Here is a 26,218-nt window from a genome sequence, read left to right as displayed (position 1 = left end):
GTTTCCGAGTAAAGAGCTTGGCCCCCGCTATTTGGTGCCAAACATGCGGTCACCCGCATCCCCTAGCCCCGGAACGATATAACCATGGTCGTTCAAATGGCTGTCCACCGCGGCAGTGACGATCGGCACATCGGGGTGCGCCTCCTGCATCCGGGCCACGCCTTCGGGGGCGGCCAGCAGGCACAGGAAACGGATGTTCTTCGCGCCCTGCGCCTTCAGCAGATCGATCGCCGCCACGCTGGAATTGCCGGTCGCCAGCATCGGATCGACCACGATCGACAGCCGCTCGTCCAGATGGTCGGGCAGCTTGCAGTAATACTGCACCGGCTGCAGCGTCTCGGGGTCGCGGTAAAGCCCGACAAAGCCCACCCGCGCCGCCGGGATCAGCTCCAGAATCCCGTCCAGTAGACCGTTGCCGGCCCGCAGGATGCTGACCAGCGCCAGCTTCTTGCCGTCGATCGCCGGTGCGTCCATCGGCTGCAGCGGCGTGTTGATGCGCCGCGTCGTCATCGGCAACTCGCGCGTGACCTCATAGGCCAGCAAAAGGCTGATCTCGCGCAAGAGCTTGCGGAACGAGGCGGTCGAGGTGTCCTTGTCGCGCATGATCGTCAGCTTGTGCTGGACCAACGGGTGCGAAACGACGGTCAGATGGTCCAGCATGTCAGGCCTCCAGCAGGTTTGCGATCTTCGCCTTGGTATCGGCATCGCAGAATGCCGCGTCAAGCGCCTGCGTGGCCAGACGCCGGAACTGCCCGTCATCCCAGTCAAAAGCGCGGTTCAGCATTTCGTATTCCCGCGCCATGGTGGTGTGGAAGAACGGCGGGTCGTCGGTGTTGATCGTCACCTTCACCCCCCGGCGGTCCAGCTCGCTGATCGGATGGGCCCGAAATCCGGGATAGATCCCCAGGGCCACGTTCGAGCCCGGACAGCATTCCAGCACCGTCCCCCGCTCCGCCAGCTCATCGACCAGCGCCAGATCCTCGATCGCCCGCACGCCATGGCCAATCCGCTCGACGCCCAGATCGCGCACCGCCGCGCGCACCTCCTCCGGACCCTTCCACTCTCCGGCATGGGCAGTCAGCCGCAGCCCCGCCTCGCGGGCACAATCGAAGGACCAGGCAAAATCCTTCAGCTCGCCCGCCTTCTCATCCCCGCCAATGCCCAGACCGACAACGAAATCCCCCGCCGTCTCGGCGGCACAGATCGCAGTCTCCCGCGCCTTTTCCGGCCCGAAATGCCGGATCGGCGTGACAATGCCGCGCAGCGTAATGCCCATGGTCCGCTCGGCCTCCGACGCCGCCTCCTCGATCGCCGCCAGATACTCCCGCCAGGCGCCGAGATCGCGCCCGCCGCAGAAATCGGGGCTCAGGAAAGCCTCGGTGTAGACCACGCCCGAGGCCGCGCTTTCCTCCAGCACCGCCAGCGTCAGCCGGCGGAATTCCTCGGGTCCGGTCAGGGTGGTACAGGCCGCCTCATAGACCTTCAGGAAGTTCCAGAAATCGCTGAAGCGATAGGAGCCGTCCTCATTGAAGATCCCGCCAATATCAATGTGCTTCTCACGCGCCAACCCCTTGATGAAGGTGGGCGGCGCCCCGCCTTCCAGATGCAGATGCAACTCGACCTTTGGCAATTCCCGCACGTTATGCCCTTTCATACTGGCTCAAGTATCCTCGGGGGTCTGGGGGTGAAACCCCCAGGGTCAGTCACAGGAACGACCGCCCCGGCCCCTCAGCCGCTACCCCCAGATGCGCCGCGACGCTCGCCGCGACATCGACAAACCCGCGCAGGCCAAGCGACCCCACCCCGACCCCGGCGCAGATCACCGGCACGCGCTCGCGCGTGTGGTCGGTGCCGCGCCAGGTCGGATCATTGCCGTGATCGGCGGTGAAGATTGCCAGATCGTCGGGCCGCAACCGGGCGAGAAAACCGCCAGCCCGGCTGTCGAACCACTCCAGCGCCCGGGCATAGCCAGACACATCACGCGGATGGCCATACAGGCTGTCGAACTCGACAAAGTTGGCAAAGATCAAGGAAACCTCCTCCGCCTCGGCCGCCAGCCGGTCGAGATGATCGAAAAGGTCAAGATCGCTCTTGCCCTTCCACAGCTTGCCAATGCCCCGCATCGAAAAGATGTCGCCGATCTTGCCGATGGCGTGGGTTGCCCGCCCGGCGCCCGCCACCCAGTCCAGCAGCGTCGGCGCCGGCGGCGCGATGGCGAAATCGCGGCGGTTCGCCGTGCGCTTGAAATTGCCGGGGCCGCCGGTGAAGGGCCGCGCGATCACCCGCCCGACCTTCATCGCATGCAGATGCGGCGCCAGATCGGCGCAGAGTGTCAGCAGGCGATCCAGCCCGAAGGCTTCCTCATGGGCGGCAATCTGGAACACACTGTCGGCGCTTGTATAGCAGATCGGCCAGCCGGTCCGCAGATGTTCCTCGCAATGCTCGGCGATGATCGGCACGCCCGAGGCATGGCAATTGCCAAGGATTCCCGCCGTTCCGGCGAGTTTGCACACCAGTGCAACCAGATCCTCGGGGAAGGCCGGGATGGTGTCGGGGAAATAGGTCCAGTCCCAGGGCACCGGCACGCCGGCCAGTTCCCAATGCCCCGAGGGCGTGTCCTTGCCGCGGCTCACCTCGGTTGCCGCGCCCCAGCGGCCCTGCGGCACGGCGCCAAGCCCCGGCGCCGCCACGCCCGAAGCCAGCTCGATCGCCGCCCCCAATCCAAGGGCGTCAAGGTTCGGCAGGCGCAAGGGGCCGGTGCGCCCGGTCTCGGCCCGGCCCTCGGCGCAGGCCAAGGCAATATGGCCCAGCGTATTGGCGCCCGCGTCGCCAAAGGCAGCGGCATCCGGCGCACCGCCGCACCCCACGGAATCCATGACGATCAGAAAAGCGCGCGCCATCAGGTGATCCTTTTCAACACCAGCGGCGGCTCGGCCACCGGCGACGGTCCCAGCCCATAGGCCGCCTGCACCAGGGCGATCGCCTCGTCGGCCTGCGCCTCGGTCGCGGCGTGCACCATGCACAAGGGATCGCCCCTGCCGATTTCATCGCCGATCCCGGCAAGATCCGACAGGCCCACGGCGGGGTTCACGCGGTCGCCCTCGCGCTGGCGGCCACCGCCAAGGCCGACGACGGCCAGCCCCAGCGCTTGCCCGTCGATGGTGGTGACAAAACCCGCCGCCGGGCAGGGTACGTCGCGGATCACGGTTGCCGCGGGCAGCCGGTCGGGCCAGCGGTCGACGAAATCGGCAGGCCCGCCCTGTGCGGTGATCATCCGGCCGAACCATTCCGCCGCCCGCCCCGAGCGCATCACCTCTTCCACCCGCCGCGTGCCATCCTCGGCGCTGTCCGCAAGCCCGGCCAGCACCAGCGCCTCGCCGCCCAGAAGCGCCGTCACGTCGAACAGTGCGGCGTTGACCGAAGTGCCGGTCAACGTCTCCATCACCTCGATCACCTCCAACGCGTTGCCCGCCGCCGTGGCCAGCGGTTGCGTCATGTCGGTAATCAGCGCGCTGGTCTTGCAGCCCGCGCCCTTGGCCGTCGCCACCAGCGACACCGCGAGCGCCTCGGCGTCCTCCGGTGTCTTCATGAAGGCGCCCGAGCCGCATTTCACATCCAGAACAAGAGCTTCCAGCCCAGCCGCCAGTTTCTTCGACAGGATGGAGGCCGTGATGAGGTCGATCGACTCCACCGTCCCCGACACATCGCGGATCGCGTAAAGCCGCCGGTCGGCCGGGGCAATTTCGGCGCTGGCCGAAACGATGGCACAGCGGATGTCTTTCAGCTGGGCGCGCAACTGGCCTTCGGACAGCCCGGTGCGAAAGCCGGGAATGGCCTCCAGCTTGTCCAGCGTGCCGCCGGTATGGCCCAGCCCCCGGCCGGAAATCATCGGCACATAGGCGCCGCAGGCCGCCAGCGCCGGGGCCAGCAGCAGCGAGACGCAGTCGCCGATCCCGCCCGTCGAATGCTTGTCCAGGACCGGCCCCGGCATGTCCCAGTGCAGCACCTTGCCGCTGTCGCGCATGCCCGTCGTCAGCGCCACCCGCCCCGCCTCGCCGATGCCTTTCAGCAGCACCGCCATTGCAAAGGCCCCGGCTTGGGCATCCGTCACCGTGCCATCCGCCAACCCCGCCGCGAACCAGCGCAGCGCCTCGGGCGCCGGCGGCTTGCCGTCGCGGATGGCAGCGATGATGCTGCGGGCGTCCATCTCAGGCGCGGTCCATATGGGCCATGGTGAATACCCCGGGCAAAAGCTGCGCCACAGTCACGGTCCTTTCCTTGCCGTCGGTCGTGGCCATGGTGACGCGCACGTCCTGATCGGCAAATTCGGCGATCTTCTGCCGGCAGCCGCCGCAGCAGGGCACCGGCTCGGGGCTGTCGGCGACGACATAGATCTCGGCAATCCGCGTGTCGCCCGCCGCACACATCGCGGCAATCGCCCCGGCCTCGGCGCAGGTGCCTTCGGGATAGGCCACGTTTTCGACATTGCAGCCGACATGCACCGCGCCCGAGGTGCTGCGCAGCGCCGCGCCGACCTTGAAGCGTGAATAGGGCGCATAGGCCCGCTCGCGCACCGCCATCGCTGCCTGTCTCAGCTCCATCGCACCCTCCATCGTTTGCGGAATGCTAGACCCGCCCCGCCCCATGGCGCAAGCTGGCCAAGATCAGACCATATGAAGACCAAGGCCAAATGCCGCTGCCAATTCCCGGCGATTTGCGGCAGATTGCGAAAACTCTTGCGGCAATCCGCAGGTTGGCGGAGTTCAAAAACCGGTTTAACGGTAAACAAAATGCTTTCGGGAGGGGATTGAATGGAAGAGACACGGGCCGAGAATCTGCGTCAGGCGGCGCTGGACTATCACGAGTTCCCGAAACCCGGCAAACTCGAGATCCGCGCCACCAAGCCTCTGGCCAATGGCCGCGACCTCGCCCGCGCCTATTCCCCCGGCGTCGCCGAGGCCTGCCTTGAAATCAAGGCCGACCCGGCCACCGCCTCGCGCTACACCGCGCGCGGCAACATGGTGGGGGTCGTGACCAATGGCACCGCGGTTCTGGGCCTTGGAAACATTGGCGCTCTGGCCTCCAAGCCGGTGATGGAAGGCAAGGCGGTGCTGTTCAAGAAATTCGCCAACATCGACTGTTTCGACATCGAGTTGAACGAGCCCGACCCGGTGAAGCTGGCCGAGATCGTCTGCGCGCTGGAGCCGACCTTCGGCGCGATCAACCTTGAGGACATCAAGGCGCCGGATTGTTTCATCGTTGAACAAATCTGCCGCGAGCGGATGAAGATCCCGGTGTTCCATGATGACCAGCACGGCACCGCGATTGTCGTCGGCGCCGCCGCCACCAATGCGCTACATGTCGCGGGCAAGGCCTTTGCCGAGATCAAGGTGGTCTCGACCGGTGGCGGCGCGGCGGGGATTGCCTGCCTCAACATGCTCTTGAAACTGGGCGTGCGGCGCGAGAACGTCTGGCTTTGCGACCTTGCCGGCCTTGTCTACCATGGCCGGACCGAGCAGATGACCGACCAGAAGGCGGAATATGCCCAAGGCCACGCCCCGGCCGCGCTGGATCAGGTGATCGAAGGCGCGGATCTCTTCCTTGGCCTGTCCGGCCCCGGCGTGCTGACGCCCGAAATGGTGGCCAAGATGGCCCCGCGCCCCATCGTCTTTGCCCTTGCCAACCCGACGCCGGAAATCCTGCCCGACGCGGTGCGCGCCGTCAGCCCCGAGGCAATCATCGCCACCGGGCGCAGCGATTTCCCCAATCAGGTCAACAACGTCCTCTGCTTCCCGTTCATCTTCCGCGGGGCGCTGGACGTCGGCGCCACCCAGATCAACGACGCGATGCAACTGGCCTGCATCGAGGGCATCGCCGCGCTGGCCCGCGCCACCACCAGCGCCGAGGCAGCCGCAGCCTACAAGGGCGAGCAACTGACCTTCGGCGCACAATACCTGATCCCGAAACCGTTCGATCCCCGGCTGATCGGCGTCGTCGCCAGCGCGGTTGCCAAGGCGGCGATGGAAACCGGCGTCGCCACCCGGCCCATCGCCGACCTTGACGCCTATCGCAAGAAGCTTGACGGCTCGGTGTTCAAGTCGGCGCTGATGATGCGCCCGGTCTTCGAGGCCGCCCGCAAGGCCACGCGCCGCATCATCTTTGCCGAGGGCGAGGATGAGCGCGTCTTGCGCGCCGCCAATGCGATGCTGGAGGAGACCACCGACAAGCCGATCCTGATCGGCCGCCCCGACGTGATCGCCACCCGCTGCGAGCGCGCCGGCCTGCCGATCCGCCCCGACCGCGATTTCGAAATCATCAACCCGCAGCATGACGCGCGCTACCGCGACTACTGGCAGACCTATCACGAGCTGATGGAACGGCGCGGCGTGACGCCCGACACCGCCCGCGCCGTGCTGCGCACCAACACCACCGCGATTGCCGCCATCGCCGTGCATCGCGGCGATGCCGACAGCCTGATCTGCGGCACCTTCGGCCAGTATCTGTGGCACCTGAAATATGTCCGCGAGGTGCTGGCGCGCGGCGGCTTGCGCCCGCATGGTGCGCTTTCGCTGATGATTCAGGAAGACGGCCCGCTGTTCATCGCCGACACCGCCGTCAATCCGGTGCCGACGCCCGAGCAGATCGTGGAAACCACCATCGGCGCGGTGCGCCATGCCAAGCGCTTTGGCGTGCGGCCCAAGGTGGCGCTGTGCAGCCATTCCTCCTTCGGCAACCTCGACAGCGATTCCGGCCGGCGGATGCGGGCGGCGATGGAGATTCTGGACAGCCGCGAGGTGGATTTCACCTACGAGGGCGAGATGAACGTCGATGCCGCGCTCGACCCCGAGTTGCGCGGCCGCATCTTCCCGCATACCCGCATGGAAGGCGCGGCCAATATCCTGATCTTCGCCTTCACCGATGCCGCCTCGACCGCGCGCAACATGCTGCGGATGAAGGCGGGGGGCCTTGAGGTCGGGCCGATCCTGATGGGCATGGGCAACAGGGCGCATGTGGTGACCCCCTCGATCACCGCACGCGGCCTTCTGAACATGTCGGCCATCGCCGGCACGCCGGTCTCGCATTACGGCTGATCTTCGCAAATCCGGCCGGCGGGGTTTGCAAACTCTGCCGGCTTTCGCTGCATCCTTCAAATCTGGCGGCAGTTTGCAAAACTTTGCCGCCGATTTCCGCCGATTTATGCAAACTTTTTGTCGCAGGCGCGACGCAAAACTTGCCCGACTCAACCGGCATTGCGTAACACTCGCGCAGACCCTGGGAGGAGGTATACCATGGGATACCGTGATATCTATGACGGCTGGAAGGCCGATCCCGAAGCCTATTGGCTCAAGGCCGCGGCCGAGATCGACTGGGCCGTGCCGCCGACCAAGGCGCTGAACGATACCCGTGCGCCGCTTTACGAATGGTTCACCGACGCCCGGGTCAACACCTGCTGGAACGCCGTCGACCGCCATGTCGAGGCCGGGCGGGGCGACCAGCTCGCCATCATCCATGACAGCCCGGTCACCCGCACCAAGCACGCCATCACCTACCGCGAATTGCAGACCCGCGTGGCCAGCCTTGCCGGCGCGCTGCGCGCCAAGGGCGTCGAAAAGGGCGACCGCGTCATCATCTACATGCCGATGGTGCCCGAGGCGCTGGAGGCGATGCTGGCCTGCGCCCGGCTGGGTGCCATTCACTCGGTGGTGTTCGGCGGCTTTGCGGCCAATGAACTTGCCGTGCGGATCGACGACTGCACCCCGAAGGCGATCATCGCCGCCTCCTGCGGCATCGAGCCGAGCCGCGTGGTGCATTACAAGCCCCTGCTTGACGCCGCCATCGACATGGCCAGCCACAAGCCCGAGTTCTGCGTGATCCTCCAGCGCGAACAGGAAGTGGCCAGCCTGATCCCCGGCCGCGATGTGGCCTGGCACACCTTCCAGTTCGGGGTGGAGCCGGCGGACTGCGTGCCGGTCGAGGGCAATCACCCGGCCTATATCCTCTATACCTCCGGCACGACCGGCGCGCCGAAGGGCGTGGTGCGCCCGACCGCGGGGCATCTCGTCGCGCTGAACTGGACCATGCGGGCGATCTACAATTGCGGGCATGGCGATGTGTTCTGGGCCGCCTCGGACGTGGGCTGGGTCGTCGGCCACAGCTATATCTGCTACGCCCCGCTGATCGCCGGCTGCACCACCATCGTCTTTGAAGGCAAGCCGGTTGGCACCCCCGACGCCGGCACCTTCTGGCGGGTGATCGCCGAACACAAGGTGCGCAGCTTCTTCACCGCCCCGACTGCCATCCGCGCCGTCAAGCGCGAGGACCCCGAGGGCACGCTGGTGGGCGACTATGACCTGTCGAACCTGCAGGCCCTGTTCCTCGCCGGCGAACGCGCCGACCCCGACACGATCCTCTGGGCGCAGCGCCATCTGAAGGTACCGGTGATCGACCACTGGTGGCAGACCGAAACCGGCTATGCCATTGCCGCGAACCCCTTCGGGATCGAGCCGCTGCCGGTCAAGATCGGCTCGCCTTCGGTCGCCATGCCGGGCTTTGACGTGCAGGTGCTGGACGAGGGCGGCCATCCGGTTGCCCCCGGCACGCTGGGCGCCATCGCCATCAAGCTGCCGCTGCCCCCCGGCACCCTGCCAACGCTGTGGAACGCCGAGGAGCGGTTCAGGAAAAGCTACCTCGCCCATTTCCCCGGCTATTATGAGACCGGCGATGCGGGCTATGTCGACGCGGACGGCTATCTCTACATCATGGCGCGCACCGATGACGTCATCAACGTCGCCGGCCACCGGCTGTCGACCGGCGCGATGGAGGAGGTTCTGGCCAGCCACAAGGATGTGGCGGAATGCGCCGTCATCGGCGTGGCCGATGATCTGAAGGGCCAGTCGCCGCTGGGTTTCCTCTGCCTGAACAAGGGCACCAACCGGCCGCATGCCGAAGTGGTCAAGGAATGTATCAAGCTGATGCGCGACCAGATCGGCCCCGTCGCCGATTTCAAGCGCGCCGTGGTAGTGGACCGGCTGCCGAAAACCCGCTCGGGCAAGATCCTGCGCGGCACCATGGTCAAGATCGCCGACGGGCAGGACTGGAAGATGCCCGCCACCATCGACGATCCCGCCATTCTGGACGAGATCACCGAGGCGCTGAAATCGCTCGGGCTGGCGGGCGGCATTTGAGCCGCGGCAATGTAAAAGGCTGACTGGACAATGGCGTGGCTTGGGGTAACCTTGCCACGTCATGCGCACGATATGTCCCGACTGCAAACCGGCCTGCGGCACTCCCCGCGCCTGCGGCCGGGATTTGCGTGGCCCCGGCATCAGGAGGCACTCATGATCGGTGGTAAGGCCCGATCTGCGCCCGCCCCTGACGATGACGGCCTGACCTTGGCGCTTCTGGGCCATGACCTTCGGGCCGCCTTGTCGGAAATGCGGGTCGGACTGCATTTTCTGAACGGGCTTGGGCTGCCGGATCAGGTGAGAGAACCTGTCGAGCGCTGCCGCGCAGTGGGCGAGCATCTGTCGCGTCTGATCGACCAGTCGATCATGGCCTGCCTTGGCGAAGCGCCGCCCGGGATGACCAGCCCGGCAAGGGTGGAAACGGAGGGTTTTCTGGAGTCGCTGCGGCAACGCTGGACCAGCCTTGCCGCCGAAACCGGGCACCGCTTTGTACTGGTTGCGGCGGGCGACCTGCCCGAGAGCTTCTTCATCGACCGCACCGCCCTTGAACGGGCACTGAAGAACCTTGTCGGCAACGCGCTGACCCACGCGCCACCGGGTCAGGTCACCCTGACCTTCAAGATCAGCGGCGGCGATCTGCTGCTGATTGCGGTCGAGGACGACGGCCCCGGCTTTCCCTCCGCCCATCTCGGCGCGATAGAGCGCGATTTCACCCTGCCGCCCGAAGCCCGCCGTCCCGGCGGCGGCCTTGGCCTGCAGTCGGTCCGCCACCTGATAACTGCGATGGGCGGCCGTTGCTCTGCGCGCAACAAGCTGACGGGGGGGGCCGAGGTCAGGATTTGCCTGCCGCTGGCAACGGCCCCTGCCGCAAGGCACGACGACCTGCGGCTCGCCGTACAGGCCCCGCTGCTGGCGCTGCCGCCCGATCTGAGCGGAACCCGACTGCTTCTTGCCGATGACAGCGGATCGACCCGTGACCTGGTGGGGGCGCTGGCGCAAAGCATCGGGGCTACCATCGACAGCGTCGACAACGGGCGGGCCGCGATTGACCGCCTGCGCCGCGCGCCCTTGCCGGATGTTCTCATTCTGGATGACGAAATGCCCGGCGCGACAGGGGTCGAGGTGCTGACCTGGCTGCGCGCGCAATGCGGAGGCCTGGGAGTGCTGCCGGTGCTTGCCCTGACCAGCCACATCAGCGCGCACGAGATCGCCCGGCTGACCCGGGCTGGCGCGACGGAAATCCTGTCAAAGCCGGTCCTCTGCCCGCTGGAACTGGGTCGCGCCCTGCGCCGGGCGCAGCGGCAGGACGCCGCCGCAACGCCTGCCGGCTGCCCCGTCCGTCACGACGAATGGCAGGCGCTGGAGCGGCTGGTGCAGCTGGCCGGGCCAGACGCCGCGCCAGACCTGCTTCAAAGGTTGCAGGAAGACCTTTCCGCCGCCGGCCGCGGGTTGTCGGTCGCGGCCACCGGCGATGATCTTCCGGCGATCCGCGCCCATAGCCATGTGGTCATTGCCCTTGCCGGCACTGCCGGCTGCACCGCGCTGCACGAAAAGGCGGTGGCGCTGAACGGCATGGCGCACGACCGCCAGCCGATGGACCGCATTGCCGCCGTTGCCCTGGGACTTGAAGCGGACATCGTCGGCCTGGTTGACCGCGTGGGCCGGCTGGCGCGTCAGTTGACCGGCGCCGCAGGGACGGACAGCCCATGACCGCAACCGCCGCACCCACCCGCCGCCCGCCTTTGCTGCTGATCGAGGACACCCTGTCGCTGCAGATGGTCTATCGCGCGGTTCTGCAGGGCGCGAATCAGGATGTCCTGACCGCCTCCACTGCCGCCGAAGGCCTGAAGCTGTTCACCGAAAGCGGCGCGACGACCGTTCTGCTTGATCTGGTGCTGCCCGACCGCGACGGGCTGAACCTGATGCAGGACATGTTGCAACTGCGCCCGACAACCAATGTCATCGTCATGACCGCCCATGGCTCGGTCAACAAGGCGGTGGAAGCGATGCGGGCGGGCGCGCATGAGTTTCTGGTCAAACCCTTCGATGAGACCCGTTTGCTGGCGGCCATAGCCAACGCGCGGGGCGCCCCCCCCGCCGGCGCCAAACGCCGGACGCCGATGCAAGCCACGCCACCCGACCTGCCCCCCGCCGCGACATCTGCCGCCGCCGCCGGCTTCATCGGCTCGTCGGACGCCATGCGGCGCATCCACCAGATGATCGGCTCGGTTGCCCGCTCCATGGCCACCGTTTTCATCACCGGCGAAAGCGGCACCGGCAAGGAACTGTGCGCGCTGGCCGTCCATGCCGCCTCGCCGCGCGCCTCCGGTCCCTTCATCGCGCTGAATTGTGGCGCGATTCCGCAGGACTTGCTGGAATCCGAGGTGTTCGGCCATATGAAGGGCAGCTTCACCGGGGCAATTTCCGACAAGCCGGGCGCGGCGGCGGCGGCCGATGGCGGCACGCTGTTTCTGGATGAAATCTGCGAGATGGCTCCGCCCCTGCAGACCAAACTGCTGCGCTTCCTGCAGACCTCGACCGTGGTGCCCGTGGGGGCCACCAAGCCGCGCAAGGTCAATGTCCGCATCGTCTGCGCCACCAATCGCGACCCGCTGGAGGCCGTGCGGCGCGGCGAGTTCCGCGAAGATCTCTACTACCGGCTCTTTGTCGTGCCCTTGCACATGCCCCCCCTGCGCGAGCGCGGCGATGATGTGCTGGAGATCGCCGAAACCGCCCTCGCGCGCTTTGCCAGCGAAGAGGGCAAGCGGTTCGACGGCCTCAGCCCCGAGGTGCGCACGCTGTTTCGCGCGCTGCGCTGGCCCGGCAACGTGCGGCAGGTTCTGAACGTCATCCGCAACATCGTCGTGCTGAATGACGGCGGCCCGGTCATGCCCGAGATGCTGCCCGAGACGCTGGCACAATCGAATGACCCGACGCCAAGCCAGCCGCTTGCACTGGCCCCCGCGCGGCCGCCAACCGCCCTTGAGGACCTGATCGGCCTGCCGCTGGCCGAAATCGAGCGGCGGGTGATCGAAGAAACCCTTGCCCGCCACGGCGGTTCGGTGCCGCGGGCCGCGCGCGTTCTGGAGGTGTCGCCCTCGACGCTTTACCGTAAGATCGAAGGCTGGACCAGAAGCTAGGCCGTCAGGAACACCCGGACCGCCGCCTCGAATTCACGCGGGCGGTCGGCGTGCAGCCAGTGCCCTGCCCCCGGCAGTTTGGCAAAGCGGGCCTTGGGGAACTGGGCGCGGATTGCATCGCGATGTTCGGGCAGGACGTAATGGCTTTCCGCCCCGGTCAGGAACAGCGCCGGCTTGTCGAATACCCCCGGCGTGCCGGGCCAGCCGACGATCTTGTCCATCTCGGCCTCCAGCACATCCAGATTGAGCCGCCAGCGCGGCCCGCCCTCGGCCTTCAGATCCAGCGATTGCAGGAAAAAGGCGCGCAGGCCGGGATCTTCGACAAGGTCCGAGAAACGGCGATCGGCCTCGCCCCGCGTCGTGACCCCGGCCAGATCCAGCGCGCGCATGGCCTGGGCATGCCGGCTCTGGTCGTGGGCATAGGCCACCGGCGCGATGTCGGCCACCACTAGCCGACGCAGCAAATGGCCTTCGGTCAGCGCCAGCTGCATGCTGGTCTTGCCGCCCATCGAATGCCCCAGAAGATCGACCGGCCCGCCAAGCCCGGCGATGACCTTGGCCAGATCGGCTGCCATTTCCGGGTAGGACTGGCTGTCCGCCCATGGTGAGTTGCCGTGGTTGCGCATGTCGACGACGATCACGTCGCGGATGTCGGCAAGCCGGCGGGCAATCACCCCCCAATTTCGCCCCGAGCCATAAAGCCCATGGGCAATGACCAGCGGCGGGGCGTCACTCGGGGTTTCGGCGCGGTGCAGGATCGTGGCAAGCATGGCACGGGTTCTAGCCGCCCCGGTCCCAAAGAGCCAGAGCCGTTGCGTCGCGGCGGGGTCGGCCCTATTGCTGACCCAAGCAAGGAGCCTCTGATGAGCGCGATTTCCATCCAGCAGATGTCGGACCGCATCGCGGCCTTGATGGAAGACCGCCTTGGCGCGCGCGGCACCGGGCTTGCGGCCAAGCTTGCCAGCCGCGGCAGCCGCCTGCCGCGCAAGGTGCGCAAGGCGGCGCAGGATCTCGCCCGTGAAGCCGAGAAGGCGCAGAACCCCAAGCTTCTGTTGCAGGTCGACCATGACGCGCTGGCGCAGAACTACGACCTGTGCCTGCACCACCTGACGCGGCTGAAGCCCCGGTCGGGCTGGCTGGCCGGCATGTGGGCCTCGATCGTCCTGTCGCTGCTGGCTGTGGTGCTGGTGGTTCTGGCGCTGCTGCGCTGGCGGGGGTTTCTCTAGGCTCTGTCCGGCCGGTCCCATGAAAAAGCGCGGCCCCGAAAGGCCGCGCTTTGCATTGCCCGCAAATCCGGGCACGCGTCAGGCAAGCTGCGCGGCAACCTCGTCGGACATGTCGAAGTTGTGGGTGACGGTCTGCACGTCGTCATCCTCTTCCAGCATGTCGATCAGCCGCATCAGCTTTTGCGCCGTGTCGAGATCAACCTCGGTCCGGGTCTGCGGCTTGAAGATGATCTTCGCTTCCTCGGACTCGCCCAGCGCCTTTTCCAGCGCGTCGGACACGTCCGACAGGCTTTCCACCGAGCAATAAATCCAGTGGCCTTCCTCATCGGATTCCACGTCATCGGCGCCCGCATCCAGCGCCGCCATCATCACGTCATCGGCGCTGCCGGCCTTGGCCGGATAGGAAATCTCGCCCACGCGGTCAAAGCCGTGCGACACCGAGCCGGTCTGCCCCAGATTGCCGCCGCATTTCGAGAAATAGCTGCGCACGTTCGAGGCGGTGCGGTTCAGGTTGTCGGTCATCGCCTCGACAATGATCGCAATGCCGTTGACGCCATAGCCCTCATAGCGGATCTCGGTGTAATCCGCCGCATCGCCGCCCGAGGATTTCTTGATCGCGCGGTCGATCACGTCCTTCGGCATCGAAACCGCCTTGGCCGCCTTCACGGCCAGACGCAGGCGCGGGTTCTTTTCGGGATCAGGGTCGCCCATCTTGGCGGCGACAGTGATTTCCTTCGACAGCTTGGAAAACATCTTCGAGCGCAGCTTGTCCTGCTTGCCCTTGCGATGCTGGATGTTTGCCCATTTGGAATGGCCAGCCATGACCTGAAACTCCGGTAATCTCGGTGATGGGGCCGTCTACACCACCGAGCCCCCCGGCGGCAACCCCCACCGGGGCAGCGTAGGGTGGGCGGTTCTGCCCGCAAGGGCAGGTTCGCCCACCACCCGGTCAGGGGTAAAGCGGCCAGAAAACCGGGATCAGCGCCGAACACAAAATCCAGGTGATGAGGTTCAAGGGCACGCCGACCTTGGTGAAGTCGAGGAACTTGTAGCCCCCCGGCCCGTAGACCATCATGTTGGTCTGATAGCCGATCGGAGTGGCAAACGCCAAGGTGGCCGAAAACATCACCGCCACCACGAAGGGCCGGGGGTCCGCCCCCAAAGCCTGCGCCAGTTCAATCGCAATCGGGGTGAAGATTACCGCCACTGCATTGTTCGACAGGAATTCGGTCAGGATCAGCCCGATCAGATAGATCAGCAGGATGGTGGCAAAAGGCGACAGGCCATCCATCCACGGCCGAACCGCCGTGACGATCATCTCCACCGCGCCCGAGCGGTCCAACCCCTCGCCCACCGCCAGCATGGCGAGAATCATCGCCAGCAGGCTGCCGTCGACAAACTCCAGCGCCTCGTCGCTGTCGATGCAGCGGGTGACAAGGATGGTGGTCACCGCAAGGAAAGCCAGCACCAGAATAGGCGCCAGATCGAGCGAGGACAGCACCACCACCGCCAGCAGTGCGCCAATGGCAATCGGGGCCTTGCCGCGACGATAGGCCCGGGTTTTCGGATGGCTGACATCAACCATGTCCATTTCGTCCGACAGCCGCTTGATGTCTTCGATCCGGCCTTCCAGCAAGAGCGTGTCGCCGACCTGAACCACCAGCTCATCCAGCTGGCGGCCGATGTTCTGGCTGCGCCGATGGGCGGCCAGAACATAAACCCCATAGCGCCGCCGAAGCCGCATTTCGCCCAGGGCGCGGCCGATCATGTGGCAACCGGGGGTGATAAGCACCTCGACCGTTTCGGTTTCCACCGACGACAGCTTGTCGACCACCCGCATGTCGGTGCGGCTCTGCATGCCCAGAAGCTCGGTCATCTCGGTGCGCAGCACGACGCGGTCGCCCGACTCCAGCGTCACCGCCTGCAAATCCCGGCGCAGCGACAGATCGCCCCGCAGCACGTCGATCACCCGCACGCCCGAGCGTTTGAACTGCTGCACCTCCAGAACCGGAGTACCGATCAGCACCGAATCTTCCGGGATGGCAACCTCGGTGAAGTATTTCATCCGCTTGCGGTCGCCCAGAAGCGTCGCCATCGACTCGCGCACCGGCAACAGGTGGCGGCCGATGGTGGCCATGTAAAGCCCGCCCACCAGCGTCACGGTGATGCCCAGGGGCGCAATTTCGAACAGCGAGAAATGCGCCATGCCGGCATCGGCGGCCACGCCGTCCACCAAAAGGTTGGTCGAGGTGCCGATGATCGTGATCATGCCACCCAGAACCGTCATGTGGCTGAGCGGGATCAGGAATTTCGACGCCGCCGTGTTCAGCCGCGCCGCGATCTGGATGACGACCGGGATCATTACCGCGACAAGCGGCGTGTTGTTCATGAAGGCCGAAGCCACAGCGACAAAGCCGAACAGCACGATCACCGTGGTCTTGGGCCGGTTGCCGACATGGGATTCGGCCATGCCGATCAGCATCTCCACCGATCCCGTGCGCACCAGTCCGCCCATCACCATGAACATCAGCACGATGGTCCAGGGCGCGGGGTTCGACAGCACACCCACCGCCTCCTTGACCGGCAAAAGGCCCAACAGGACCATCGCCGCCGCCCCGGCAATCGCCGTCACTTCCACCGCAAAGGTTTCGCGGACGAAAAGAACGAACATCAAGGCCATGATGGCCAGTGCCACGAAGGGCGCGAGATCTGCACTGATGGCCAATCCGAACATGCTGTCCTTCCCCGTTTTGCCGCCGTTCTAAGGCAAAGCGCGGGAAAAGAGAAGAATATTCTCTACCAACTTTGTCGAGTTAAGCCGATCCCCGCTCGCGCGGGTTGACCAGCATCAGACCGCCCAGCATCAACCCGGCCGCAGCCCAGACCCAGGGGCTGAAGCTTTCACCCAGCAGAACCATGGCCCAGACAATCCCCGAAGCGGTGGTGAAATAGGCCGATTGCGAGGCAAAGACCGAACCGGCGCGGGCGGCGAGCCAGACGAAGCTGGCGTAAAGCAGCGCATGCAGCGCCGATGACCCGATCAGCGCCCACTCGGCGCGACCGGGCGGCATGGGCATCGGAAACCAGTGCCCCAGGGCCAGCATGATCGGCCCGCAAAAGACCAGCCCCGCCAGCGAGGCCCCGAACATCGCCTGAATGGCATCCAGCCCACCCGTGCCGCGCGCCGCGACATAGGTGTTTTCCAAGGCGTAGAACAACGGCCCGATCATGGCGACGGGCAGGAAGGCCACCATGGCACGCTCGGGCAGGCTGGCCTGCGGCAGGGCGATCAGCAGAACTCCGGAAAGCCCCAGCACGATGCCGACGATCCGCCGCATCGAAAACCGGTCCATGCCCAAGGCCAGCGCAATCGGGAAGGCAATGAGCGGAATGGTGGCGATGATGATCGACATGATGCCCGCCGGCAGCCGCGCGACCGACAGGTAGAAGGTATAGTTCGGAATGAGCGTGCCAAGAAAGGCAACCACCACATAAAACTCCAGCGCGCGCCGGGTCATCGGCAGGCGCTTGCCGCGCAGCACAGTCAGCACGCCCAGTACCGCGACGCAGACCACCAGCTGCCAGAAGATCAGCCCGAACGGCGCATGCCCGGTCGAGGCGGCGATCTTGCCCAAAGGCTGGGTCGAGCCCCAGCCAATCCCGATCAGCGCCAGAATCGCGGCATAACCGGTGCGAGAGGGCTGACCGACCGACAGCATCATGGCCCGATGGCCTCCAGCCGCCCGCCCTGCCGCACCGGCACGATGCGCAGCGCCTTGCCGGTGCGGTCATCAGTCTCGACATAGACGCCCGACAAGGTGGCAGGACCGGCCGCAGGCTCGAACCGGGACGAGGCCATGCCGGTGATGAACCGGCGCAAGGGCTCCAACTTCTCCATGCCGATGACCGAGTTGTAATCGCCGCACATCCCGGCATCGGTGAGATAAGCGGTGCCGCCGGGCAGGATCATGTGATCGGCGGTCGGCACATGGGTATGGGTGCCGACGACAAGGCTGGCCTGCCCATCGCACCAATGACCCATCGCCATTTTCTCCGAGGTCGCCTCGGCATGAACGTCGACGATGGCGGCCTGCACGGTCGCGCCGATGCGGTGGGTCTTGAGGATGGTTTCAATCGCCGAAAACGGGTCATCGAAGGGCCGCTTCATGAACACCTGCCCCAGCACCTGCACCACCAGCACCTTGCGGCCCGAGGTGGCGTCAAAGATCTTCACCCCGCGCCCCGGCGCCACCTTGGAAAAGTTCAGCGGCCGGATGATGCGGGTGTCGGCTTCGCAATATTGCAGCATGTCCTTCTGGTCGAAGGCATGGTCGCCGAGCGTGATGCAATCGGCCCCGGCCTGAAACAGCAGCCGGGCATGTTCGGCGGTCAGCCCCGCGCCTTGGCTCGCATTCTCGCCATTGACCACGACGAAATCCAGCCCCCAGCGCGTGCGCAGGGCCGGCAGCATTTCGGTAACGACCGCGCGACCGGCGCGGCCCATGACATCGCCAAGGAACATCAGTTTCATGGGGTGCAGCCTTAGGCCGCCCCCGCGCTGCGCGCAAGTCTGCCCCCGACGCTCCTCGTCGGTCTTCGACCGCACGTCGCGGCCCTCATATGACGAGCGGTCGAAGACCGACGAGGAGTTGCGGTTGACGCGGGCCTTTGCCACTCTGCCCGGATGGCCCTTCCCCCCGCCCTAGTCCAGTGGTTCGCCGCCCAAGGCTGGCAGCTTCACCCGCATCAGCAGGCCATGCTGGCCCGGCGGGCGGCGAGGTCGACTCTCCTGATCGCACCGACGGGCGGCGGCAAGACGCTGGCGGGCTTCCTGCCCTCGTTGGCCGAACTGGCCGCCGGCCATGCCGGGCTGCACACGCTCTACATCTCGCCGCTGAAGGCGCTGGCGGCAAACATCCGCCGCAACCTGCGCCGCCCGGTCGAGGGCGCCGGGCTGCCGATCCGCATCGAGGACCGCACCGGCGACACCAGCCAGACTCAACGCCGCCGCCAGCGCGCCGACCCGCCGCATATCCTGCTGACCACACCCGAAAGTCTGGCGCTTCTGCTCAGCTACGAGGACGCGCCGCGCATCTTCAACGGCCTGCAACGGGTGGTGGTGGACGAGTTGCATGCACTGGCCGAATCGAAGCGCGGCGACCAGTTGATGCTGGCCCTTGCCCGCCTGCAAACCCTTGCCCCCGGCCTGCGCCGCGTCGGTCTTTCGGCCACTGTCGAAGACCCGCCCGCCTTGGCTGCCTATCTGGGGGCGGGCACCGAGATCGTGCTGGCCGACACCGGCCCCGACCCCGAGATTGCCATGCTGGACACCGCCATCCCGCCGCCCTGGGCCGGTGGTGGCGGGCGCCATGCGATCCCGGAAATCCTGAACCAGATCACCCGTCACCAGACCACGCTGATCTTTCACAACACCCGGGCGCAGGCGGAAATCTTCTTTCACCACCTTTGGCTCGCCAACACCGGGGATCTGCCGATCGGCATCCACCACGGCAGCCTCAGCCGCGAGCAGCGCGAGCGGGTCGAGGCCGCGATGGTCTCGGGCGCGCTTCGGGCGGTGGTCTGCACCGGCAGCCTTGATCTGGGCATCGACTGGGGCGCGGTGGATCTGGTCATTCAGGTTGGCGCGCCAAAGAACATCAAGCGGCTGGTGCAGCGCATTGGCCGCGCCAATCACCGCTACAACGCGCCCTCCAAGGCGCTGCTGGTGCCCGCCAACCGCTTTGAGGTGGTGGAATGCCAGGCCGCGCTGGAGGCCGCCCGCGACCACGCCCTGGACGGCGAGCCGCGCGGGCCGGGGCCGCGCGATGTCTTGTGCCAGCATATCCTTGCCACCGCCTGCGCCGGGCCGTTCGATGCCGATGCGCTTTTCGCCGAGGTCGTCACCGCCGGCCCCTATGCCACCCTGACGCGCGCGGACTTCGACGACTGCCTGACTTTCACCGCCACCGGCGGCTATGCCCTGCGCGCCTATGACCGCTGGCAAAGACTGATGCCCAAGGCGGGGAAATGGACGCTGCGCGACCCGCGCGCGGCGGCGGTGATCCGGCAGAACCTTGGCACCATCGTCGACACCGAGACACTCAAGGTGCGCCTCGGTCGGTTCGGCACCGCGCTCGGCGAGGTGGAAGAAGCCTTCGCAGCCAGCCTGACACCGGGCGACACCTTCCTGATCGGTGGTCAGATCGTGCGCTATGACGGCCTGCACGAGATGACCGTCGAGGTCAGCCGCTCACCCGGGCGCGATCCGAAGGTCGCTGTGTTTTCCGGCACAAAATTCGCCACCTCCACCGTGCTGGCGGACCGGATTCTTGACATTTTCGCGCAAGGACGCTGGCCCGACCTGCCCCGCCACACCGCCGAATGGCTGGCGCATCAGGCCGAGGTGTCTCAGCTGCCGCAGCCCGGCCGGCTGCTGGTGGAAAGCTTCCCGCAGGACGGCCGCGAACATCTGTGCGTCTATGGCTTTGCCGGCCGCAACGCCCAGCAGACGCTTGGGCTTCTGGTGACCAAACGCATGGAGGCGGCGGGTCTTGCCCCCTTGGGCTTCGTCGCCACCGACTATGCCACGCTGATCTGGGGGCTGGAGCCGGTGCTGGACGCCGACCCGCTTCTGCAATTGCAGGGGCTGCGCGACGGGCTGGAGGGCTGGCTTTCCGGCAATGCCGTGATGAAACGCACCTTCCGCAACGTGGCGATCATCGCCGGCCTGATCGAGCGCAGCCATCAGGGCCGGCGCAAGTCAGGGCGGCAGGCGACGTTTTCCTCCGACATCCTGTATGACACGCTGGCCCGCCACGACCCCGAGCACCTGCTTTTGCGCCTGACGCGGGACGAGGCGATGCGCGGGCTGATCGACTTTTCCCGGCTGGAAGGCATGCTCGCCCGCATCGAGGGCCGCATCGACACGCGGCGCCTGCCCCGTGTAACCCCCCTTGCCGCGCCGCTGTTTCTGGAGCCGGGCAAGGTGCCGGTCGAGGGCAAGGGCCGCGAGTGGCTGGCCGAAGACGCCGCCCGCGCACTGTTGCGCGCCGCGGGTCTGGATTGAATTTCCCGAACGCGCTTGGCATGAAGCCGCATGACCTACGCCTTCCCCCTTGGCCACGCCCGTCTGACCGCCCTGCCCTCGGGTGCGCTGCATTGGCCGGACGAGCGGCTTCTCTGCGTCTCGGACCTGCATTTCGGCAAATCCGAACGGCTGGCCCGCCGCGGTGGCGCACTGTTGCCGCCCTATGAAACCCGGGCGACGCTGCTGCGGCTGGAGGCCGATCTTGACGCCACCGGCGCGCGGGCCGTCATCTGCCTCGGCGACAGTTTCGACGATCTGGCGGCGGCGGAGGGGCTGGACGAGACGGACCGGCTCTGGCTGCTCCGGCTGATGGCGGGGCGGGACTGGGTCTGGATCGAGGGCAACCATGACGCCGGGCCAACCGATCTGGGCGGCAGCCATCTGGCCGAGCTGCACCGCGCCGGGCTTGCCTTTCGCCATGTCGGCGGCGGCGCCGGACCGGAGGTTTCGGGCCATTATCACCCCAAGGCCCGTCTGGCGGGCAAGGCGCACCGCGCGTTTCTGCTGGACGAAAACCGGCTGGTCCTGCCGGCCTATGGCACCTTCACCGGCGGGCTCTGGTGCGATGACCCGGCCCTTCAGGCCCTGATGGGCCCCGGCGCGCTGGCCATCGTGACCACACCCACGCGCTGCCTGCCCATCCCTATGCCGCGGCGGCCTTGATCGGCAGCAGATCCGCGACCGCGGCCTCGACCTTGTCGCGGTTGTTGCGGCTGACCGGAATCTGTTGGCCGGTTTTCAGATGCAGTGTCATCTTGCCGGCCACGCGGTCCAGCCGCGCGACCCCGGCCCATGCCACCCAATGCGACCGATGCACCTGCGCGCCGGCAACGCCATCGACCTCGGCCATGGCGTCGGAAAGCCGCATCAGCAGGCTTGTCGCCCCTGTGCTGGTCAGCACATCGACATAGTGGTCGCGCACGGAAATCGCCCAGATCTCTCCCCGTCTGTCCGCGTCAAGGCGGCGCGCAAGCCGGGGCTCGGCCCGGGGTTCCGGAACCGGCAAGGCAGGGTCGGGACCAGCGACAGGCGCCGCCTCGGGCACCTTGGCCGAGATCCGCAGGGCGCAGATCCCAAGGGACAGAGAGGCGACCAGCAGGAAGATTTCCACGGCGCTGTGCCGCGCGCTGAAGATCGGCGGGAACACCGTCCTGAACAGCAGAAACAGCGGCGGGCACAGCAAGAGGCAATTCAGCACCAGCGCCAGAAGCGACCCCTTGAGCGTGCCGCGCTGTGCAAGCGTGCCATGGACCAAGGCCCGTACCGCAGTTCCGACGACGACCGACAGGCCGATGATCGGGGACCAGAACAGCACGCGCTCGGAAACGGTCAAGGTGCCGTAGCTGCCAAACGGTCCGGCAATGGCGACGGCCATGGCAATCGTCAGCCACAGAACCCACGGTACGGCTGACCGAAGGTCCGACACAAACTCTCCGAGGAACGCCCCCATACACACCCCGAACTCAAAGCAACATTTTCGGACACCTATCCGACAATGTGCAACTGATCAATCGCTTCGCCCGGGGTTTGCAGGGGCGTTCCTTCTGGGGACGGCTGGCCTCAGGCGGTCAGGCCCTTCGGCTCCGGCAGGCCATTGGCGCGGCAGCACGAGGTCAGGGTATTGGCCAGCAGGCAGGCGATGGTCATCGGACCGACACCGCCCGGAACCGGGGTGATGGCGCCCGCAACCGCGGCGGCGCTTTCATAATGCACGTCGCCGACCAGCTTGGCCTTGCCGTCGCGCTCGATCCGGTTGATGCCGACGTCGATCACGGTGGCGCCCGGCTTGACCATATCGCCGGTGATCATCTCGGGCCGGCCCACGGCGGCAACCAGAATGTCGGCCCCGCGGCAGACCGCGGCCAGATCCTTGGTGCGGGAATGCGCGATGGTCACGGTGCAGCTGTCCCCCAGCAGCAGTTGCGCCATCGGCTTGCCGACGATGTTCGAGCGGCCCACCACGACGGCGTTCAGCCCCGCGAGCTTGCCGTGATGGTCGCGCAGCATCATCAGGCAACCCAGAGGCGTGCAGGGCACCATCGACTTCTGCCCGGTGCCCAGAAGCCCGACGTTCGAAATGTGAAAGCCGTCGACGTCCTTGGCGGGCGAGATGCGGTTGATGACCAGCTCGGAATTCAGATGAGCCGGCAGCGGCAACTGCACGAGAATGCCGTGAACTTTCGGATCGGCGTTCAGGCTGTCGATCAGCGCCAGCAGAGTCGCTTCCGAGGTCTCGGCGGGCAGGCGATGTTCGAAAGAGGCCATGCCAACTTCGATGGTCGAGGCGTGCTTGTTCTTGACATAGACCTTCGAGGCCGGGTCTTCGCCCACCAGAACCACGGCAAGACCGGGCTGGATGCCGTTTTCCTCGGCCAGCTTGGCGACATGTGCCGCCACCTGCGCCCGCACACCCGCCGCAAAAGCCTTGCCGTCAATCACCTTGGCCGTCATGTCATCTCTCCCTTACACCGCAGCCGCGAAAGCCGCGCGATAATGTTCCAATTGCATCCGGGTGGCCAGCACCGCGTTCTTCATCAGGATCGCCACCGTCACCGGGCCAACCCCGCCCGGCACCGGGGTAATCCAACCGGCCACCTGCGCGCAGCTGTCGAAATCGGCGTCACCCACCGTCTTGCCGCGGCCTTCTGAATCGTTCACCCGGTTGATGCCGATGTCGATGAGCGCGGCCCCCGGTTTCAGCATCGCGCCATTGACCAGCCCCGGCTTGCCCACCGCGACGAACACCGCATCCGCCGCGCGGGAATGCACCGCGACTTGCCGCGTCATGTGGTGGCAAACCGTAACGGTGGCGCCAAGGCCCATCATCAGGAAGGCGATAGGCTTGCCGACAATCTCGGAATGCCCAATGACACAGACGTCCAGCCCTTCCATCTTCAGAGGCAGGGTTTTCAGGATTTCGACCGCCGCCACCGCGGTACAGGGACCAAGCGTCAGGTCGTTGTAGACGATATTGCCGATGGACGAGGGGTGCATGCCCTCGACATCCTTCAGCGGATGCACCGCCTTTTGCAGCGCCTTGACCGGGATATGCGCCGGCAACGGGCGCTGGATGATGATGCCGTTGACACGCGGATCGGCGTTGAGGCCGGCAATCACGCCCTGCAACTGCTCCAGCGAAATGGTTTCGGCATAGTTGCGCGCCTCAAAGGCCACGCCGGCCGCTTCCGCCGATTTCTGCTGGTTGCGGACGTAAAGTTCGGCCGCCGCCACATCGCCCACCGAAATCGAGATCAGCCGCGGCGCCCAACCCGCGTCGGTCAGCGCCTGTGCCTCGGCCCGGGTTTCGTCGCGCATCCGCGCCGCGATGGCCTTGCCGTCGATGATCGTTGCCGTCATGTCACCCCGTCAGGGGCGCGCGGCCCCGAGTATCCGTTCCTCGCGCGCGATCGACCAGTCGATCAGCCGCCGCCAGAGGTCTTCGACCAGATCGGGGTCCAGCGCCTGCGCGGCAGCCTCGGCGCGCACCGAGGCGACCACCTCTTCCACCCGTTCGTCGATGCGGGCGGGCAGGCCGATCCCCTGTTTCAGCTCTACCGCGCGGTCGATATAGCCCGCGCGGGCCTTGAGTTGCGCCACGATCCCGGCATCCAGCGCGTCAATCGCCGCGCGCAGTTCCGTCATGTCGTGGCAGTCCTGCGGAGCCTTCATCGCCAGTCCTTCCATGCGTGGGGCGTGAGGTAGACCCTCACGCCCGGAAGTTCAAGGCAGCGAGGCCCGGATCAGAACAGGCCTTCGACGTGGCCTTCGTCATTGAGGCGGATCACTTCGGCCGACGGAACCTTGGGCAGGCCCGGCATGGTCATGATCTCGCCGCAGATGGCGACGATGAAGCCCGCGCCTGCCGAGAGCCGCACTTCGCGGACAGGCACGGTGTGACCGGTCGGCGCGCCGCGCACGGTCGGGTCGGTGGTGAAGGAATACTGGGTCTTGGCGACGCAGATTGGCAGGTTGCCGTAGCCCGCCGCTTCCCAGGCCTTCAGCTGATCGCGGATCGACTTGTCGGCGATCACGTCATCTGCATGGTAGATGCGCTTGGCGATGGTCTGCAGCTTCTGGAACAGCGGCATGTCATCGGGGTAGAGGGGCGCGAAGTTGGCCGCGCCCGATTCCGCCAGCGCCACGACCTTGTGGGCCAGATCCTCGATCCCGGCCGAGCCCATCGCCCAGTGCTTGCACAGGATCGCCTCGGCGCCCTGCTCGGCCACATAGGCCTTCACGGCAGCGATTTCGGCATCGGTGTCGCTGTAGAAGTGGTTGATGGCGACCACAACCGGCACGCCGAAGGATTTGACGTTGCCGATGTGGCGGCCAAGGTTCGGGCAGCCTTTCTTCACGGCTTCGACGTTTTCCGCACCCAGATCGGCCTTGGCGACGCCGCCGTTCATCTTCATGGCGCGGACGGTGGCGACGATCACGGCAGCGGCGGGCTTGAGGCCAGCCTTGCGGCACTTGATGTCGAAGAACTTCTCGGCGCCAAGGTCGGCACCGAAGCCGGCTTCGGTCACGACATATTCACCCAGCTTCAGCGCGGTCTTGGTGGCGATGACCGAGTTGCAGCCGTGGGCGATGTTGGCGAACGGGCCGCCGTGGACGAAGGCCGGGTTGTTTTCCAGCGTCTGCACCAGGTTCGGCTGCATCGCGTCCTTCAGCAGAACGGTCATAGCGCCGTCTGCCTTGATGTCGCGGGCATAGATCGGGGTCTTGGCGCGGGTATAGGCGACCACGATATCGCCCAGACGTTTCTGCAGGTCTTCCAGATCGTTCGACAGGCAGAGGATCGCCATGACTTCGGAAGCGACGGTGATGTCAAAGCCGGTCTGACGCGGGAAGCCGTTCGACACGCCGCCCAGGTTGACCACGATGTCGCGCAGCGCGCGGTCGTTCATGTCCATCACGCGGCGCCACACCACGCGGCGGGCGTCGATTTCCAGCTCGTTGCCCCAGTAGATGTGGTTGTCGATCATCGCCGACAGCAGGTTGTGAGCGCTGGTGATGGCGTGGAAGTCGCCGGTGAAGTGGAGGTTCATTTCCTCCATCGGCACGACCTGCGCCATGCCGCCGCCCGCAGCCCCGCCCTTCATGCCGAAGTTCGGGCCAAGCGAGGCTTCGCGGATGCAGATCACGGCCTTCTTGCCGATGCGGTTCAGACCGTCGCCCAGACCCACGGTGGTGGTGGTCTTGCCTTCGCCGGCCGGGGTGGGGTTGATTGCGGTGACGAGGATCAGCTTGCCATCCTTCTTGCCGGCGAGCGACTTGATGAACTCCTGGCTCACCTTGGCCTTGTCATGGCCGTAGGGAAGAAGGCTCTCGGAGGGGATGCCCAGCTTGGCCCCGATCTCCATGATGTTCTTCTTCTTGGCTTCGCGTGCAATCTCGATGTCGGTTTTGAAGGCCATTCTACTCTCCCAAGGGGGCGGACTATCCCGTTTCCGACGTGATAGCGGGCAACAATGGCTTTGGAAGGTGTTTTTCCGACCTGTCCCGCGCGATTTTCGCCAGCGCGCGTTTCCGATGGGAAATCCGCGGGCAGCGGCAGGGGAAAAGCGACACACCGGGCGG

The 26,218-nt window shown here is 66.2% G+C and carries 22 protein-coding genes; 7 read left to right on the top strand and 15 right to left on the bottom strand.

Annotated features, from left to right (window positions below):
* Positions 1-27 precede the first annotated feature (27 nt).
* Genes upp through G4Z14_RS12065 form a run of 5 tightly spaced genes read right to left on the bottom strand, consistent with a single transcriptional unit; the run spans position 28 to position 4,601 of the window.
* Entirely contained in the window at positions 28-660 is a 633-nt protein-coding gene (gene upp, locus G4Z14_RS12085; protein WP_164626039.1) for a uracil phosphoribosyltransferase, read from the bottom strand.
* A 1-nt stretch (position 661) separates the two neighbouring features.
* Entirely contained in the window at positions 662-1,654 is a 993-nt protein-coding gene (locus tag G4Z14_RS12080) for an adenosine deaminase (RefSeq protein ID WP_164626037.1), read from the bottom strand.
* 49 nt (positions 1,655-1,703) lie between these two features.
* Positions 1,704-2,900 (bottom strand): phosphopentomutase, encoded by a 1,197-nt coding sequence (locus G4Z14_RS12075; RefSeq protein WP_164626034.1) that lies wholly within the window; start codon positions 2,898-2,900, stop codon positions 1,704-1,706.
* Entirely contained in the window at positions 2,900-4,207 is a 1,308-nt protein-coding gene (locus G4Z14_RS12070; RefSeq protein WP_164626032.1) for a thymidine phosphorylase, read from the bottom strand. The genes G4Z14_RS12075 and G4Z14_RS12070 overlap by 1 nt, the downstream gene beginning before the upstream one ends.
* A 1-nt stretch (position 4,208) precedes the next feature.
* Entirely contained in the window at positions 4,209-4,601 is a 393-nt protein-coding gene (locus G4Z14_RS12065; protein ID WP_164626030.1) for a cytidine deaminase, read from the bottom strand.
* 210 nt (positions 4,602-4,811) lie between these two features.
* Here G4Z14_RS12065 and G4Z14_RS12060 point away from each other — a divergent pair, with 210 nt between their 5' ends.
* The 4 genes from G4Z14_RS12060 (at position 4,812) to G4Z14_RS12045 (ending at position 12,325) form a co-directional block, all read left to right on the top strand.
* Entirely contained in the window at positions 4,812-7,091 is a 2,280-nt protein-coding gene (locus tag G4Z14_RS12060) for an NADP-dependent malic enzyme (RefSeq protein ID WP_164626028.1), read from the top strand.
* A 198-nt stretch (positions 7,092-7,289) separates the two neighbouring features.
* Positions 7,290-9,185, top strand: coding sequence for a propionate-CoA ligase PrpE (gene prpE, locus G4Z14_RS12055; protein ID WP_164626026.1), 1,896 nt, complete (start codon positions 7,290-7,292; stop codon positions 9,183-9,185).
* Positions 9,186-9,338: 153 nt separating this feature from the next.
* Complete coding sequence (locus tag G4Z14_RS12050) at positions 9,339-10,895, top strand: ATP-binding response regulator (protein WP_164626024.1); 1,557 nt, start codon at positions 9,339-9,341, stop codon at positions 10,893-10,895.
* Positions 10,892-12,325 carry a sigma-54-dependent transcriptional regulator gene (locus G4Z14_RS12045; protein ID WP_164626022.1) on the top strand — a complete coding sequence of 478 codons (1,434 nt, stop codon included), beginning with the start codon at positions 10,892-10,894 and terminating at the stop codon, positions 12,323-12,325. Before G4Z14_RS12050 ends, G4Z14_RS12045 begins: the two co-directional genes overlap by 4 nt.
* Here the strand turns inward: G4Z14_RS12045 and G4Z14_RS12040 are convergent.
* On the bottom strand, positions 12,322-13,095 hold the full coding sequence (locus G4Z14_RS12040; RefSeq protein ID WP_164626020.1) for an alpha/beta fold hydrolase: 774 nt from the start codon (positions 13,093-13,095) through the stop codon (positions 12,322-12,324). The two genes, G4Z14_RS12045 and G4Z14_RS12040, sit on opposite strands and share 4 nt — an antisense overlap.
* 93 nt (positions 13,096-13,188) lie before the next feature.
* Here G4Z14_RS12040 and G4Z14_RS12035 point away from each other — a divergent pair, with 93 nt between their 5' ends.
* Positions 13,189-13,551, top strand: a complete 363-nt coding sequence (locus tag G4Z14_RS12035; protein ID WP_164626019.1) for a hypothetical protein — start codon at positions 13,189-13,191, stop codon at positions 13,549-13,551.
* Positions 13,552-13,629: 78 nt separating this feature from the next.
* Here G4Z14_RS12035 and G4Z14_RS12030 read toward each other — a convergent pair whose 3' ends face one another.
* The 4 genes from G4Z14_RS12030 to G4Z14_RS12015 all read right to left on the bottom strand — a co-directional run bounded on the left by G4Z14_RS12030 (position 13,630) and on the right by G4Z14_RS12015 (position 18,082).
* Positions 13,630-14,373: a YebC/PmpR family DNA-binding transcriptional regulator gene (locus G4Z14_RS12030; protein ID WP_164626017.1), complete on the bottom strand. Its 744-nt coding sequence runs from the start codon at positions 14,371-14,373 to the stop codon at positions 13,630-13,632.
* A 127-nt stretch (positions 14,374-14,500) separates the two neighbouring features.
* Complete coding sequence (locus G4Z14_RS12025; protein ID WP_164626015.1) at positions 14,501-16,285, bottom strand: SLC13 family permease; 1,785 nt, start codon at positions 16,283-16,285, stop codon at positions 14,501-14,503.
* Positions 16,286-16,364: 79 nt separating this feature from the next.
* Positions 16,365-17,273 carry a DMT family transporter gene (locus G4Z14_RS12020; RefSeq protein WP_227751689.1) on the bottom strand — a complete coding sequence of 303 codons (909 nt, stop codon included), beginning with the start codon at positions 17,271-17,273 and terminating at the stop codon, positions 16,365-16,367.
* Positions 17,270-18,082 (bottom strand): TIGR00282 family metallophosphoesterase, encoded by an 813-nt coding sequence (locus G4Z14_RS12015; RefSeq protein ID WP_164626098.1) that lies wholly within the window; start codon positions 18,080-18,082, stop codon positions 17,270-17,272. The genes G4Z14_RS12020 and G4Z14_RS12015 overlap by 4 nt, the downstream gene beginning before the upstream one ends.
* Positions 18,083-18,235: 153 nt before the next feature.
* On the opposite strand from G4Z14_RS12015, the gene G4Z14_RS12010 reads away from it, so the two are divergent.
* Positions 18,236-20,617 carry a ligase-associated DNA damage response DEXH box helicase gene (locus G4Z14_RS12010; protein ID WP_164626013.1) on the top strand — a complete coding sequence of 794 codons (2,382 nt, stop codon included), beginning with the start codon at positions 18,236-18,238 and terminating at the stop codon, positions 20,615-20,617.
* Positions 20,618-20,647: 30 nt separating this feature from the next.
* Entirely contained in the window at positions 20,648-21,301 is a 654-nt protein-coding gene (pdeM, locus tag G4Z14_RS12005; RefSeq protein ID WP_164626011.1) for a ligase-associated DNA damage response endonuclease PdeM, read from the top strand.
* On the opposite strand, the gene G4Z14_RS12000 is transcribed toward pdeM, so the two are convergent.
* The 5 genes from G4Z14_RS12000 to G4Z14_RS11980 form a co-directional block, all read right to left on the bottom strand.
* Positions 21,282-22,064: a LytTR family DNA-binding domain-containing protein gene (locus G4Z14_RS12000; protein WP_164626009.1), complete on the bottom strand. Its 783-nt coding sequence runs from the start codon at positions 22,062-22,064 to the stop codon at positions 21,282-21,284. The genes pdeM and G4Z14_RS12000 overlap by 20 nt on opposite strands.
* 134 nt (positions 22,065-22,198) lie before the next feature.
* On the bottom strand, positions 22,199-23,089 hold the full coding sequence (folD, locus tag G4Z14_RS11995; protein ID WP_164626007.1) for a bifunctional methylenetetrahydrofolate dehydrogenase/methenyltetrahydrofolate cyclohydrolase FolD: 891 nt from the start codon (positions 23,087-23,089) through the stop codon (positions 22,199-22,201).
* 12 nt (positions 23,090-23,101) lie between these two features.
* A complete protein-coding gene (locus G4Z14_RS11990) occupies positions 23,102-23,995 on the bottom strand; it encodes a bifunctional 5,10-methylenetetrahydrofolate dehydrogenase/5,10-methenyltetrahydrofolate cyclohydrolase (protein WP_164626005.1) in 894 nt (297 codons plus the stop codon).
* A 9-nt stretch (positions 23,996-24,004) separates the two neighbouring features.
* Positions 24,005-24,307 (bottom strand): chorismate mutase, encoded by a 303-nt coding sequence (locus G4Z14_RS11985; protein ID WP_164626097.1) that lies wholly within the window; start codon positions 24,305-24,307, stop codon positions 24,005-24,007.
* 71 nt (positions 24,308-24,378) lie between these two features.
* Positions 24,379-26,055 carry a formate--tetrahydrofolate ligase gene (locus tag G4Z14_RS11980; RefSeq protein WP_164626003.1) on the bottom strand — a complete coding sequence of 559 codons (1,677 nt, stop codon included), beginning with the start codon at positions 26,053-26,055 and terminating at the stop codon, positions 24,379-24,381.
* Positions 26,056-26,218: the final 163 nt, after the last annotated feature.

The organism is Tabrizicola oligotrophica (assembly GCF_011008935.1).
In the GTDB taxonomy this organism is placed as follows: domain Bacteria; phylum Pseudomonadota; class Alphaproteobacteria; order Rhodobacterales; family Rhodobacteraceae; genus Tabrizicola_A; species Tabrizicola_A oligotrophica.
The sequence above is the reverse complement of the archived record's forward strand: the minus strand, read 5'-3'. Positions and strand labels throughout refer to the sequence as shown.